This is a genomic window from Martinezella sp. CNPSo 3957 (genome assembly GCF_057784395.1).
The window spans coordinates 77,688-92,626 of sequence record NZ_JBXSOU010000014.1; the positions used below are offsets into that span (position 1 = coordinate 77,688).

The window sequence follows — 14,939 nt, forward strand, 5'->3', positions numbered from 1 at the left end:
TCTATCAGCGGCTGAGCGCAGCGCCGATGTCGGCCGCGACCATCTCGGCGACTTCGCGGGCGGCACGGTCTTCCGAATCACGGATTGCTCGCTGCTTGGCAAATTCCTGCGTCGGGAAGTCGACCAGCGAAGTTACCGAACGGCTAGCGGACTTAATGACCTTGCCGGTGCCGATCTCCCTCAATGTGAAGGCTGCGGTCACAGTCGTGCGGCCTGCGGCCGACGTACTCGAAGACGGCAGATAAAGCACGCCGCCAGTGCCGGAGCTGACGCTGAGGTCGACACTGTATTTCGGCGTCTTGGTCTCCCCTGCACCACGCCCGGCGATGAAGATCAGCTGGTTGCGCACCTGGAGACCCACGCGCGAGCCGACGTCAGAGAAGGAAACTTCCGACAGCTTCTGCGTCACGCCCGTGCTGACGGCATAGAGCGGCCGAACCTGACATGCAGACAAGAGGCCGACAACGGCCACCAGAGACGCAACGCCGGCCATGCGGGCGAATTTGAAAAGTCTATCAGACGACAATGTTTACGATCCTCTGTGGAACGACGATAATCTTCTTTGGCGCCTGACCATTCAATGTGCTTGTAACGGCGTCCAGGGCGAGCACGGCCTGTTGCACGGCATTCTGATCTGCATCGCGCGCGATTGTCAATTCGGCGCGCTTTTTGCCGTTGATCTGAACGGGATAAACGATCTCGTTCTCGATCACGAGCGCCTCGTTATAAACCGGCCATGGGCTGGTCGCGACCATGTTGACGTTGCCAAGCGCAGCGGAGCATTCCTCGGCCAGATGCGGCGTGATCGGTGCGACCAGCGCAATCAGAATTTCCACGGCTTCGCGAACGGCAGAGCGATAGGCGCTATCCGCCTGGCCGGCCGCGACCTTGCCGAGCGGTGCCGCCAGCGCATTGACGAATTCATAAATGCGCGCCACGGCCTTGTTGAAGGCGAGCTTGTCGTAATCGCCCTGAACCGCCTTCAGCGTGCGGTGGGCGATCTGCGAAATCGCCAGGGCTTCGCCTTCCTTAGCCGGCGCAGGTTTGACCGCCTTCAGGACATCGGCGGCTTCGGAGACCAGGCGCCACATGCGCTGGGTGAAACGATGTGCGCCCTCGACGCCTGCTTCCGACCAGATGACATCGCGATCGGGCGGCGAATCGGAGAGCACGAAGAAGCGTGCCGTATCGGCGCCGTAGGAGGCGATGATATCGTCGGGGTCGACGACGTTCTTCTTCGATTTCGACATCTTCTCGATCGAACCGATGGCGATGTCTTCGCCTGATGACAGCAGTGTGGCGCGGCGCTGGCCCTCGACTTCCTCGATCCTGATATCGGCCGGCGACACCCATTCGCGCGTCAGGCCGCTGCCGCGGCTATAGGTTTCGTGCACGACCATGCCTTGCGTGAACAGGCCCTTGAAGGGCTCCTTCACATCGAGATGGCCGGTTTCGCGCATGGCGCGGGTAAAGAAGCGCGAATAGAGCAGGTGCAGGATCGCGTGCTCAATGCCGCCGATATACTGATCCACAGGCAGCCAGTGATTGGCGGCCTTCGGATCCGTCGGCTGATCTTCCCAGGGAGCGGTGAAGCGGGCGTAATACCAGCTCGAATCGACGAAGGTATCCATCGTATCGGTTTCACGGCGGGCATCCTTGCCGCATTGCGGGCAGGCGACATGCCGCCAACTGGCGTGCCGGTCGAGCGGATTGCCCGGCTGGTCGAAAGTCACGTCGTCGGGCAGCTTAACCGGCAGATCCTTCTTCGGCACCGGCAGCACGCCGCAGTCATCGCAATGGATGACCGGGATCGGGCAGCCCCAGTAACGCTGACGGGAGATGCCCCAGTCGCGCAGGCGGAAATTCACCTTGCGCTCAGCCTGCGGCGTGTTGCCGAGGCTCGTCTCAGAGAGCTTCGTCGCCACCGTCTGGAAGGCTTCCTCGGTGCTCATGCCGTCAAGGAAGCGCGAATTGATCATCACGCCATCGCCGTCATAGGCGACGTCGCCGACGGTAAAGCTCGCAGCATCGCCATCAGCGGGCATGACGACGGGAACGACCGGGAGGCCGTACTTGCGGGCGAAATCCAGGTCGCGCTGGTCGCCGGACGGGCAGCCGAAGATAGCGCCCGTGCCATAATCCATCAGCACGAAATTGGCGATATAGACGGGCAGCTCCCAGGATGGGTCAAAGGGATGGTGGACGCGGATGCCGGTGTCCATGCCCTTCTTCTCGGCGGTTTCGAGTGCTGCCAGTGAGGTGCCGGCGCGGCGGCATTCCTCACAGAAAGCCTCGATGGCCGGATCCCTGGCAGCCGCTTCCTTGGCGAGCGGATGGTCGGCCGAGATCGCCAGGAAGGAGGCGCCGAACAGCGTATCGGGACGGGTCGTGTAAACGGTGATCTCGCGATCGCTGTTGGGAGCGGTTTCGGCCACGATTTCCCAGCGAACCGTCAGGCCCTCGGAGCGGCCGATCCAGTTCTTCTGCATCAACCGCACTTTTTCCGGCCAATGGTCGAGCGTATCCAGAGCATCCAGCAGTTCCTGGCTGAACTCGGTGATCTTGAAGAACCACTGCGTCAGCTCGCGTTGCTCGACCAGCGCACCCGAGCGCCAGCCGCGGCCGTCGATGACCTGCTCATTGGCGAGAACGGTATTGTCGACCGGGTCCCAGTTGACCTTGGACTTCTTGCGATAGACCAGGCCCTTCTCCATCATGTCGATGAAGAGCATCTGCTGGCGGTGATAATAATCGACGTCGCAGGTCGCGAACTCGCGGCTCCAGTCGAGCGACAGCCCCATGGCCTTCAGCTGGGTGCGCATGGAGGCGATATTCTGGTAGGTCCATTCCTTCGGATGCACTTTATTATCGCGTGCGGCGTTTTCCGCCGGCATGCCGAAGGCGTCCCAGCCCATCGGATGCAGCACGTTATAGCCGCGGGCACGCTTGTAGCGGGCAACGACATCGCCCATGGCGTAGTTACGCACATGGCCCATATGGATGCGGCCCGATGGATAGGGAAACATCTCTAGGACGTAATATTTCTCACGCGGATCGGCATTGTCTGTCACGAAGACCTTCTCTTCGTTCCATTTTTCCTGCCAGCGGGGCTCGGCATCGCGCGGATTATAACGTTCGCTAGTCATCTGTTCTTGTATTCCGGAAAATCATGGGGAGTAAGGCGTGACCTTCACCACGAAACCACCCAAGCGTCAAGTTTAGCAGCCGCAGCAAGTGCCTTATCTTGCAATGCAAAGCCGGATTCGGACGCATTCGCCCTTGGCAAAGCCCGCGAGCCTCATTACTGCAAAGTTTGAGAAGCAAGCCAAATATCGAGGCGAGAAGATGGAACTTCAAGAGCGCTTGGACGAAGTCCGTTCCCATATCGCGGCTGCCGAGCGTCAGGCCGGCCGAGCTGTCGGCTCTGTGCAGCTCGTTGCCGTTTCCAAGACCTTCGATGCCGATCAAATCCGCCCGGCGATTTCGGCCGGCCAGCGGGTGTTTGGCGAAAACCGCGTGCAGGAGAGCCAGGGCAAGTGGCCGGAGCTGAAGACCGAAACGCCCGGGATTGAGCTGCATCTAATCGGGCCGCTGCAATCGAATAAGGCCGCAGACGCCGTGGCGCTGTTCGACGTGATCGAAACCATTGACCGGGAAAAGATCGCGCGGGCCATTGCCGATGAAATCAAGCGGCAAGGCAAGAGTTTGCGGCTCTACGTGCAGGTCAATACCGGGTTAGAGCCGCAAAAGGCAGGTATTGCGCCCGACGATACGGCCAGTTTCGTCGATCTCTGCCGTAAGGAGCTCGGGCTTTCCATAGAGGGCCTGATGTGCATTCCGCCTGCCGACGAAAATCCGGGGCCACATTTTGCCCTGCTTGCAAAGCTCGCTAAGCAGGCCGGCGTCGAAAAGCTCTCGATGGGCATGTCGAGCGATTATGAAATTGCAATTGCCTTCGGCGCGACCAGTGTTCGCGTCGGCTCGGCGATTTTCGGCGCGCGATAGGCTAAAAAGCTCTGGCCGCTACTTTTTCCTGCGTTGTGCAGGATGGACGAGGTGGCGTAGCTGCACCATCGCCATCGGTGTCGACAGGCTTGCGGAATCGACAGCCAGTGTCAGCTCGTTGCTGCCGCGCTTGACGGCTCGTGCCAGCACCTCGAAGACACTGGCCGTCGTCAGCTGCAATGCCCGCTCCTCATCCATCCCCGAAAGCAGGCGCGACAGGAAGACGGCAGACAGGAGATCGCCGAGCCCATTCGGTGCGCCTTCGATGCTGCGATGCTCGGCAAGCAGCGCGTTTCGGCCGCTGAGATAGAGGTTCCCGATACCACCGGCCATCATCGGAACGGCGGACGTCACCAGCATGCGCGACGGTCCAAGCGCGAGCGCCGCCTCCATGATGGCGGTGTTATCCTCGAGCGGCGCTCCCGCCAGCCAAGCAAGCTCATAGCGGTTCGGCGTTGCGAGCGACGCCAGCGGGATCAGGTGGTCGCGGATCGCTTCCGCTGTCGCCTGCGGCACATAGAGCCCGCCGGCATCGCCGATGACGGGATCGCAGGCATAGAGAATATCCGGGTTTTTCTCCCGCAGAGCCTTCACCAGCCGGGCGACGGCATGCGCCTGGGCGGCGTTGCCGAAGTAGCCCGATAGCACCGCCTTGACCTCGGAAAGCCAGGGTGCGGCGATAAGATCGTCAATCGCATGGTCGAAATCGGCTTCGTTGAAGGTCAGGCGCGTCGAGCGGCCATGGCCGGGGTGCCATGGCAGAACGATGGTCGGCAGCGCCCAGACCGGATGGCCGAGTGTTTCCAGCGCAAAGACTGCGGCGCGATTGCCGACGGACCCTCGAACGACATGACTGGAAATGACGATAACGGCGCCGGCCGACACTTGCGACATGATTGTGCTTTCAGTTCAGGGCTTCAAACTGCAATGGCGCAAGTTGATGATCCCTTTCGCGGCACTCTGTCAACCGCCCTTCACAGAGTCATGAAAACCTCTGTTGACGAGTCGATTCCGCCAATTTCTCGCCAATTAAGCCTGTTTTTCATCAATATCGCCGCTTTCGGCAAGTTTTTTGAAAAAACCGACCAAAATCAGTCCGAAACGAACCAAATTCGCATTCTTTTTGCCAGTTTTTTCGCTAAACCTTCTGCTACTGTCGTCAGAATTCGAAAATCGGGAGGGATTTCATGGCGCCCAAGACTAATCCGAAACGGGAAAAACAGATCGAGGCGGCACGCAAGATTGCGGCGGCGACAGGCGAGGCACATCTCGATCCCGAAATCCTGTTTGGTCGGGCGAGCAATGACGACATGGAGCTTTACAGCCCGGAGATGCTGGCACTTGCCGCGGCGCATGCGGCCAAGGAGCTCGCAGCCTGGAGCGCCACGTCCCCCCGCGTCAGCATCGAGCAGGTCGGCGGTATCGAACCCGATGGCGTTGCCGTCTCGATCCTTTCGATCACCGACCACAATATGCCCTTCCTTTATGAATCGATCATGGGCGAAGTGACCAGCAGCTATCGCGATCTCTATATGGCGGTGCATCCGATCCTGGTCATCGAGAAGGGCAAGCAGCCGAGCCTTTATTCCGCCGATCGCCCGAGCGATCCGGCCCATCGGGTCAGCCATATCCAGCTTCATCTCTCGCCCCTGACAACAGCGCAGGCAACCGATCTGACCAAGCGGATCCAGACCGTGCTCGATCAGACGCATCTTGCCGTTTCCGACTGGAAGCCGATGCTGTCGCGCCTCGATACCGTGATATCGGAACTATCAGCCTATGAGGCTGCCGGCCGCCGCAAGAATGATCGTGATGAGGCGCTTGCCTTCCTTGCCTGGCTACGCGACGGCAATTTCACCTTCCTCGGCATGCGCGAATATGTCTATTCCGGCAAGGGCGCCAATGCCAAGGTCGAGCGGGATCGCGGCACCGGCCTCGGCATTCTCTCCAATCCGGATGTTCGCGTTCTCCGACAGGGCAAGGACGCCGTCACCACGACGCCGGAAATCCTCGCCTTCCTCGACGGCCCGGATTTCCTGATCGTCACCAAGGCCAACGTCAAGTCGATCGTCCACCGCCGTGCCTATATGGATTATGTCGGCGTCAAGCGTTTCGATGCTGATGGCAACGTGACCGGCGAACTGCGCATCGTCGGCCTCTTCACATCGACGGCCTATACGAGCGCCGCCACCGAAGTGCCGTTGCTGCGTTCGAAGGTGCAGAAGGTCAAGGATCACTTCGGCTTCGATCCGACGAGCCACTCGGGTCGCACGCTCGAAAACACGCTGGAATCCTATCCCCGCGACGACCTCTTCCAGATCGACACCTCGTTGCTGGCAAGCTTCGCCGAGCAGATCAATGACCTGACCGATCGGCCGCGCGTACGCGTATTGCCGCGCATCGACCATTTCGACCGCTTTGTCTCGGTGATCGTCTATGTCCCGCGCGAGGAGTATGATTCCGTCGTTCGTGAAAAGATCGGCAATTATCTGAAGACCGTCTATGACGGCCGCGTCTCCGCCTATTACCCCGCCTTCCCGGAAGGCGGAGTGGCGCGCGTGCATTTCATTATTGGCCGCAGCGCGGGCAAGACGCCGCATGTTCCGCAAGCCAAGCTCGAAGAAGCAATCCGCGCCATAACGGCCCGCTGGGACGAACGCTTTGCCATGCTGGCGGGTCCAAAGGCGCCGAACATCTCCGTCAGCCAGGCCTTCCAGGAAGCCTTCTCGCCGGAAGACGCCTTTGCCGATCTGCCTGATATCATTGCCACGGCCGGCACCGAGCCGATCCGCATCGGCTTCTATATTCGCAAGGATGAAGCGGGTGATATTCTCTCGCTGAAGATATTCCATGGCGACGGCAACCTGGCGCTGTCGCGCCGCGTGCCGCTGCTCGAAAATCTCGGTTTCAACGTTATCAGCGAGCGCACCTTCGATATCTATGTTACGGCCAAAGACGGCTCGACCGGCCATGTCGTCCTCCACGACATGGAGCTCGAAACCCGCAGCGGCCTGACGATCGATCTCGCTCGCCACGGCGCCGCTCTTGAAGAAGCCTTCCTCGCTGCCTTCGGCGGCACGATCGACAATGACGCTTTCAACCGGCTGATCGTCTCCGCCGATCTCTCAGCCCGTGAAACCAATGTGTTGCGCGCCTATTCTCGCTATCTGCGCCAGGCCGGTATTGCCTATTCGCAGGATTATATTGCCTCTACCCTGGATAAATATCCCGGGATCGCCGCCTCGCTCTTCCGCCTGTTTCACGACACGCTCGATCCGAAGCTCAGCGACAAGAGCCGCACGAAGAAGCTCCCGGAACTGCATGCTGCGATCGAAACCAAGCTTGCCGACGTACCGAGTCTCGATGACGACCGCATCCTGCGTCGCTACGTCAACGCCATCGATGCAACGCTGCGCACCAATTACTTCCAGAAAAATGCGGACGGCACGCCGAAGGCCATGCTTGCCTTCAAGCTTGATCCGAAGCTGCTCGATGGCCTGCCCGAACCCCGGCCCTTCCGTGAAATCTTTGTCTATGGCGTCGAGGTGGAAGGTGTGCACCTGCGCTTCGGCAAGGTGGCGCGCGGCGGCCTGCGCTGGTCCGATCGCGCCGAGGACTACCGCACCGAAGTGCTGGGTCTCGTGAAGGCACAGCAGGTCAAGAACGCCGTTATCGTGCCTGTCGGCGCCAAGGGCGGCTTCTATCCGAAGAAGCTTCCAGTCGGCGGCAGCCGCGACGAGATATTCAACGCCGGCCGCGAAGCCTACAAGACCTATATCCGCACGCTGCTGTCGATCACCGACAACATTTCCGGCGCCGATATCATCCCGCCGGCCGATACGGTCCGGCTGGATGGCGACGACCCCTATTTCGTCGTTGCCGCCGACAAGGGCACGGCGACCTTCTCCGACACTGCCAATGCGCTGGCGCAGGAAGCCGGCTTCTGGCTCGACGATGCCTTTGCGTCAGGCGGCTCGGCCGGCTACGACCACAAGAAGATGGGCATCACCGCCCGCGGCGCGTGGGAAACCGTGAAGCGTCACTTCCGCGAGATGGACATCGACATCCAGACCACGCCTTTCAACGTCGTCGGCGTCGGCGACATGTCCGGTGATGTCTTCGGCAACGGCATGCTGCTCTCTCCCAAGATCCGCCTGCTTGCCGCTTTCGACCATCGTGACATCTTCATCGATCCCGATCCGGACATGGCAAAGACGCTCACCGAGCGGCAACGCCTATTTGACCTGCCGCGCTCGAGCTGGCAGGACTTCGACAAGTCCGTTCTGTCGAAGGGCGCGATGATCATTTCCCGTTCGGCAAAGTCGGTCACACTGACACCGGAAGCGGTCGCCGCCATCGGCATCGACAAGTCGGTCGCAACCCCCTTCGAGATCATGACGGCAATTCTCAAGGCTCCCGTCGACCTCCTGTGGTTCGGCGGCATCGGCACCTACGTCAAGGCACCGTCCGAAACCGATTCGGAAGTCGGCGACCGCGCCAACGATCCGATCCGCATCACAGCCGATGAAGTCCGTGCCAAGGTCATTGGCGAAGGCGCCAATCTCGGTGTCACGCAGAAGGGCCGTATCGCCTATGGCCTGAAGGGCGGGCGCTGCAACTCCGACGCTATCGACAACTCCGCCGGCGTCAACACCTCCGACGTCGAGGTCAACATCAAGATCGCGCTCGCCAATGCCATGTTCGACGACCGGCTGACCCGCGCCAAGCGCGATACGCTGCTTGCCTCCATGACCGATGAGGTGGCTTCGCTCGTCCTGCGCAACAACTATCTTCAATCCCTGGCAATCTCGCTGACCGAGCGCAAGGGCACCGGTAACGGCTTGGAACTCAGCCGCTTCATGAGCGTGCTGGAAGCTGCAAAACAACTCAACCGCAAGGTCGAGACCCTGCCCGACGATCAGACCTTCGCGGAGCGCTATGCCAACGGACGTCCGTTGACCCGCGCTGAAATCGGCGTGCTGCTCTCCTACGCCAAGATCGTTCTCTTCGACGCGATTGTCGCCAGCAACCTGCCTGACGACCCTTATTTCGCCGCCACGCTCAGCCGTTATTTCCCAGCCAAGATGCAGCGTTCAAACGCCATCGATATTGAAAGCCATCGCCTGCGCCGCGAAATCATCGGCACGGCACTTGGCAACGAAGCGATCAATCGCGGCGGTCCGGGCTTTGCGGTCAGCATGATGGATGCGACGGCGGCGTCGGCGGCCGAAGTCGTCAAGGCCGCGGTCATCGCCCGTGACGGCTTCGATCTCGACCGGCTCTGGAACGAGACGGATGCGCTTGACGGTAAGGTGGGCGGCCAGATGCAGAACCGCGTCTATGGCGAGATCACTGAGGTCTATACCGTGTTGACGCGGCTCCTGCTGAAGACCGGGGCGGCCAAGGGTGAAATCGAGGAAACCGTTAGCCGGCTTCGCGCAGCTCTGAAGAAACTGCGACCTGTCTTCCTGACGCATATTCCGGCGGATTTCGCGGCCGAGATCGCCGCGCGCGAATCGGAATATCAGGCTGCCGGCCTGCCGGAGAAGCTGGCTTCGGAGATCGCAACGATCTACGCGCTCGTCCTCGTGCCGGAGATCATGCAGATCGCCGAACGCACCGGCGATACGCTGAACCGGGCGGCCGAAAGCTACTTCACCGTCTCTCAAACCTTCCGCGTCGGCCGCCTGCTGCTGGCCGGCAGCCGGATTGTGACAGGCGATCACTATGAGAGCCTCGCCTTGGCACGCAGCCTCGACCAAATCGCCGGCGCCCGCCGCGATATCGTCATCTCCGCCTTGTCCAACCATCCGAAGGACAAGCAGCCGGTCCAAGCATGGCATGCGGAAGACCGTATCCGCATCAATCGCATCGCCGAAGAGCTCGGCGGCCTCAGCGAAAGCGGCGATCCAAACCTCGCCCGCATCACCGTCGCCGCCGGCCTGCTTAGCGATCTTGCGAACGGCCGGGCAAGGTGACACAGTCCGCCCCGACCGCTTGATGTGGTAACGGAATCAGGGGCAGGATCTGGTGGCAACCGAAGTTAGCAATGACGTGCCGGCAAAAGTGCCGGCACGCGGCATCTGGGGCTGGATGTTCTTCGACTGGGCGGCGCAGCCGTTCTTCACCGTTGTCACCACCTTCATCTTCGGCCCCTATTTCGTCGCGCGGCTGACGGCCGATCCCGTCTCAGCGCAGACGACATGGAGCAACATGGCGACGATCTCCTCGGTGATCATCGCCATCCTCTCGCCGGTTCTCGGCTCGATCGCCGATCAATCCGGCGCCCGCAAGCCCTGGATCGCCTTCTTCGCCGTCATCAAGATCGCAAGTCTCTTCTGTCTCTGGGTCGCAGCCCCCGGGTCCCCGGTTATCTATCCGGTGATCTTCATGATCCTCGCTTCGATCTCGGCCGAATTCTCGATCGTCTTCAACGATTCGATGATGCCACGGCTGGTCGGCAAGGACGATGTCGGCAGGCTGTCGAACGCCGCCTGGGGGCTCGGCTATCTCGGCGGCATGATCGTGTTGATCACGGTCGTGACCCTGCTCGCTGGCAATCCGCAGACCGGCAAGACCATACTCGGCCTGACGCCGCTCTTCGGTCTCGATGCCACGCTCGGCGAGGACGCCCGCATCACCGGGCCGATCTCGGCCGTGTGGTATTTCATCTTCATTCTGCCGATGTTCCTCTTCACACCGGATGCCGCACGCGGCCTGCCGCTTGGCGCCGCCGTTCGCTCGGGCCTGCGTGAGCTATCGGCGACCTTGGGCGAGCTGAAGCGCCGGCGCGGCATCAGTCTCTTTCTCATCGCCCGCATGATCTACCAGGATGGCGTCAACGGTCTTCTTATCCTCGGTGGCACCTTTGCGGCCGGCATGTTCGGCTGGGCGACGATCGAGATCGGTATCTACGGCATCATCCTCAATATCATCGCCATATTTGGCTGCTTTGCCGCTGGCTATGTCGATCGCTGGCTGGGCTCGAAGACGACAGTCGTCATTAGTCTGACGCTGCTGCTGGTCGCCACCTTCGGCATCATCTCCACAGGGCCTGGCTTCACGCTCTTCGGCCTTGTGCCGCTCTCGACCGTCAGTTCCGGCGGCCTGTTCGGCACCGCGGCGGAAAAAGCCTATATCGGCTACGGCCTACTGATCGGCATCGCCTTCGGCCCCGTGCAGGCTTCCTCGCGCTCCTATCTCGCCCGCAGTGTCAGCCTCTCGGAGGCCGGCCGCTATTTCGGCATCTACGCGCTGTCAGGCCGAGCCACGAGCTTTATGGCAACATTGTTCTTCTCGCTGGTAACCTACTGGAGCGGCTCAGCTCGCCTGGGCATGGCGACGCTGGTCATCTTCCTTGCCGGAGGCCTTCTTCTTTTGCTGCCGACGCCCTATCCGGCTGACAAGGCGAAGTAGGCAAAAGAAAATCCCGGCGGGTGAACCAGCCGGGATATACGTTTTATAAATCCGGTATATCCGCCGATCAGTGGCGGAAATGGCGAACGCCGGTGAAGACCATAGCGACATTGTGCTCGTTGGCCGCATCGATCACTTCCTGGTCGCGCATCGAGCCGCCGGGCTGGATGACGGCGGTAGCACCCGCCGCGATCGCCGAGAGCAGACCGTCGGCAAAGGGCAGGAAGGCTTCGGAAGCGACGGCGGAGCCGCGTGTCAGCGGCTCGGCAAGCCCCATGGCCTTGGCGGCTTCCTCGGCCTTGATCGCGGCGATACGGGCGGAATCGACCCGGCTCATCTGTCCCGCGCCGATGCCGGCCGTCTGGCCATCCTTGGCATAGACGACGGCATTCGACTTTACGTGCTTGGCGACGCGGAAGGCGAACTTCATATCTTCCAGCTCCTGCGCCGTCGGCGCGCGCTTGGTGACGACCTTGAGCTCCATGTCCTCGACCAGCGCATTGTCGCGGTTCTGCACGAGCAGGCCGCCGGAGACGGTCTTGGCGGTAAGGCCAGCTATGCGGGGATCGGGTAGGGCGCCGACCGAGAGGAGGCGGAGATTCGGCTTGCGGGCGATGATCGCCTTGGCTTCCTCGGTGACGTCAGGCGCAATGATGACCTCGGTGAAGAGTTTGACGATCTCTTCCGCCGTTTCGGCGTCGAGCAGGGTGTTCAGTGCGATGATGCCGCCAAAGGCAGAGGTGGAATCGCAGGCGAGAGCGCGCTTGTAGGCTTCGACAAGGCTCGGGCCGGTGGCAACGCCGCAAGGGTTGGCATGCTTGATGATCGCGCAGGCCGGACCATTTTCCGGCAGGAACTCGGCAACGAGCTCATAGGCGGCGTCGGTATCGTTGATGTTGTTGTAGGACAGCTGCTTGCCCTGGAGGAGCGTCGCCGTGGAAACGCCGGGGCGGTTTTCGCCGGTCAGGTAGAAAGCCGCCTTCTGGTGCGGGTTTTCACCATAGCGCATTTCCTCGCGCAGAACCCCGCCGATGACGCGGTGGCGCGGGGTGGCGATGTCGAGCGCTTCGGCAAACCAGTTGGAGATCATCGCGTCATAGGCAGCCGTGCGGGCAAAGGCCTTGGCGGCCATCCGCTTGCGGAAATCATAGGTCGTCTGGCCGGCGTCGGCGGAAAGCTGGGCTAGCAGCTCGGCATAATCGGCGGGATCGGTCAGCGTCGTCACATAGGCGTGGTTCTTGGCCGAAGCGCGGATCATCGCCGGACCGCCGATGTCGATATTCTCTACCGTCGTCGGATAGTCGCCGCCCGCCTTGCGCACGTCCTCGAAGGGATACAGGTTGATGACGGCAAGATCGATGCCCTCGATGCCATGCTCCTTCATCGCAGCCTGATGCTCGGCATCATCACGGATGGCCAGCAGGCCGCCATGCACCTTCGGATGCAGCGTCTTGACGCGGCCGTCCATGATCTCCGGAAAATTCGTCACTTCCGACACGTCGGTCACAGCAAGGCCAGCCGCGGCAATCGCCTTGTGTGTGCCGCCGGTCGACAGAAGGCGCACGCCCTGTTCGCTGAGCGCTCGTGCCAACTCGACGATGCCGGTCTTGTCGAAAACGGACAGAAGTGCAGTTTTCACCTTCACCTTGTCGGGAGCGGGAATTTTCTTGGAAACGACGGCCATGGGCTTTCTCCGGTCTAGAGCAACTCCAGGAAAAGTGTACGGCGGTTTTCCGTCCGGAGTTGCGATAACAAAAAACAGAGCGGAACGCTCTGGAATGAGGAGATGTGGCGTCCGGCAAAAAGGTGCGGGACGGATAATGCCGCCCCGTTAGCATAGCTCACGCGCTTAGCCTATGGCCGATGCGATAAAAACCAGCGGATTTCCGGCTTTTCCGTGATCCGGAAGACGATCTCGAGCTGATCGGAAGAGCGCATGCCCGAGGGATCGGCAAAGAAGATATCCTCAGCCACAAGCACCTCGTTACCAGGCGAAGAGAAGACCCAGGTCTCTCCGTCCGGCGCGATCAGCAGCGCGGAATCCGTTTCCGTCTGCAAAAGGCTGATGGAAGGATGGATATGGAAGCGGGCCGAAGCAATGCCCTCACCCTTCGGCTTGTTCTTCTTGCCCTCGGGCACGAAGAAGCGATCGCGGCCGGCGACGATCGTGCCGCTGGCATTGAGGCTGATTTCCCGCTCATGGACATAGCCGAAGGTGGAGAGATAGCCGTCATGCGCGGCGCGCACATAGTCGCGCCCGTCCTCGGTCTCGGCTCGCTCGACGATGACCTTCTTGATGCCGCTGACCATGATTGGCCCAAGCGATTTCGATTTGGAGAACTGGCAGGAGGAGGTGTCATTGAGCGTGACGGTGGAATGCGCCGCGGTCGCCCGCGCCGCCTGCATGAAGCGATCGCCGGCGAATTCGGGCGCGCCGGAATTGATGATGAAGCGCGTCTTGCCCGACGACATCTCGAAGGAGAGACAGCCGGCATGCGCAGTGCGGCTGAGATCGGTTGAAGCTGCAGCCCCGGCATCGATGATAACGACGGCCTGGCCGGCCGCCAGCCGGTGATATCTGGTATGCGGCAGCGCCTTGAAGGCCTGGCCGGCCGTCTCGTCATAACGCAGCACTGACATCAGCTCGTTAGCGAGCGTCGATGTCGCGCCGTTAAACAGCGCCAGGTCGCCATCCTGGTGGCGGAAGAAGCGCAGTGCCGGATACATGCGATCGATGCCGGGGATCAGCCGCACCGGCACGTCGTGGCCGAGATTGACGTAGGTCTGGCGCAACGGCAGCAGATCAAGCAGCAGCTCCAGCGATGCGCGAGGATTGCGGGAGATGTGGCCCCCATCCTGCAGAATCTGCCGATCGATCTCCCGGTCGAGCGCCTGCCCCGCCCGCTTCAGCGCGAGGGAGCTGCTCGGCATGGCGACCGAGGCCATGGCAAGCGCAATGCGCACACGGAACCGGGTGATGCCATCCGGTGACGACGCAACGATCCGGCGCAGAAAGCGCACGTGGAAAACCAGCATGCGCATGAAGCGGCGGTAAAAGCCGCTATCCGTGCCCTGCAAAAGCACGGGCGAATGCGACAGAAGCGCGATCAGCCGCTGCGCCGCTATCTCGGGCGACCAGGCAAGGCCATGCAGCCGGCGACCGTGAACGGCAATCCAATCGGTGAGGATCGACCGCGCCGCGGCTGCGGCCTGATCGCTCTTTTCCGCCCGCAAATGCCGCAACCAGCGAAAATTGTGCAGTCGGGCGGCAAAGGCCAGCGATGGCAGTTCGAGCGAGAAGGGCGATGCGCCCTGCGTTTCCAGAACGCGCCCTGCCAGCAGGATGCGGCCGTTCAGAAGTTCTTCGACGAAAAAGGGATCGACGCTGCGCAGATCGGTCGGTGCCACGATCAGGCGTTCCGGCACACGCATCGTGTGGCGGGTGAGACGCAATCGCGTCAACGCCGCGCGGCGCGACATCCGCCGCCATGCTTCCCGCATGTATGAACTCACAAAAC

Annotated in this window: 8 protein-coding genes; 3 read left to right on the forward strand and 5 right to left on the reverse strand. The window is 61.3% G+C overall.

Annotation, left to right across the window (positions count from 1 at the left end; genetic code table 11):
- Positions 1-4 precede the first annotated feature (4 nt).
- Together AC13QE_RS25820 and leuS are read right to left on the reverse strand one after the other, a co-directional pair.
- Entirely contained in the window at positions 5-526 is a 522-nt protein-coding gene (locus AC13QE_RS25820) for a hypothetical protein (protein ID WP_488485833.1), read from the reverse strand.
- Positions 516-3,146, reverse strand: coding sequence for a leucine--tRNA ligase (gene leuS / locus AC13QE_RS25825; protein ID WP_488485834.1), 2,631 nt, complete (start codon positions 3,144-3,146; stop codon positions 516-518). Before leuS ends, AC13QE_RS25820 begins: the two co-directional genes overlap by 11 nt.
- A gap of 199 nt (positions 3,147-3,345) precedes the next feature.
- Between leuS and AC13QE_RS25830 the strand changes: the two genes are divergently transcribed.
- A complete protein-coding gene (locus AC13QE_RS25830; RefSeq protein ID WP_488485835.1) occupies positions 3,346-4,005 on the forward strand; it encodes a YggS family pyridoxal phosphate-dependent enzyme in 660 nt (219 codons plus the stop codon).
- A gap of 18 nt (positions 4,006-4,023) precedes the next feature.
- On the opposite strand, the gene pdxY is transcribed toward AC13QE_RS25830, so the two are convergent.
- On the reverse strand, positions 4,024-4,899 hold the full coding sequence (gene pdxY, locus AC13QE_RS25835) for a pyridoxal kinase PdxY (RefSeq protein ID WP_488485836.1): 876 nt from the start codon (positions 4,897-4,899) through the stop codon (positions 4,024-4,026).
- Between the two features lie 293 nt (positions 4,900-5,192).
- Between pdxY and AC13QE_RS25840 the strand changes: the two genes are divergently transcribed.
- Both AC13QE_RS25840 and AC13QE_RS25845 read left to right on the forward strand, forming a co-directional pair.
- Positions 5,193-9,983, forward strand: coding sequence for an NAD-glutamate dehydrogenase (locus AC13QE_RS25840; protein ID WP_488485837.1), 4,791 nt, complete (start codon positions 5,193-5,195; stop codon positions 9,981-9,983).
- 49 nt (positions 9,984-10,032) lie between these two features.
- On the forward strand, positions 10,033-11,421 hold the full coding sequence (locus tag AC13QE_RS25845; protein WP_488485891.1) for an MFS transporter: 1,389 nt from the start codon (positions 10,033-10,035) through the stop codon (positions 11,419-11,421).
- A 67-nt stretch (positions 11,422-11,488) separates the two neighbouring features.
- On the opposite strand, the gene purH is transcribed toward AC13QE_RS25845, so the two are convergent.
- Both purH and AC13QE_RS25855 read right to left on the reverse strand, forming a co-directional pair.
- Positions 11,489-13,105 carry a bifunctional phosphoribosylaminoimidazolecarboxamide formyltransferase/IMP cyclohydrolase gene (gene purH / locus AC13QE_RS25850; protein WP_488485838.1) on the reverse strand — a complete coding sequence of 539 codons (1,617 nt, stop codon included), beginning with the start codon at positions 13,103-13,105 and terminating at the stop codon, positions 11,489-11,491.
- Positions 13,106-13,275: 170 nt separating this feature from the next.
- Positions 13,276-14,922: a heparinase II/III family protein gene (locus tag AC13QE_RS25855; RefSeq protein WP_488485839.1), complete on the reverse strand. Its 1,647-nt coding sequence runs from the start codon at positions 14,920-14,922 to the stop codon at positions 13,276-13,278.
- Between the last annotated feature and the right edge of the window lie 17 nt (positions 14,923-14,939).

Coding starts and splice junctions, on each gene's coding strand:
- leuS (WP_488485834.1), bottom strand. CDS start 3,146: ATGACTAGCGAACGTTATAATCCGCGCGATGCCGAGCCCCGCTGGCAG.
- AC13QE_RS25830 (WP_488485835.1), top strand. CDS start 3,346: ATGGAACTTCAAGAGCGCTTGGACGAAGTCCGTTCCCATATCGCGGCT.
- pdxY (WP_488485836.1), bottom strand. CDS start 4,899: ATGTCGCAAGTGTCGGCCGGCGCCGTTATCGTCATTTCCAGTCATGTC.
- AC13QE_RS25840 (WP_488485837.1), top strand. CDS start 5,193: ATGGCGCCCAAGACTAATCCGAAACGGGAAAAACAGATCGAGGCGGCA.
- purH (WP_488485838.1), bottom strand. CDS start 13,105: ATGGCCGTCGTTTCCAAGAAAATTCCCGCTCCCGACAAGGTGAAGGTG.
- AC13QE_RS25855 (WP_488485839.1), bottom strand. CDS start 14,922: ATGCGGGAAGCATGGCGGCGGATGTCGCGCCGCGCGGCGTTGACGCGA.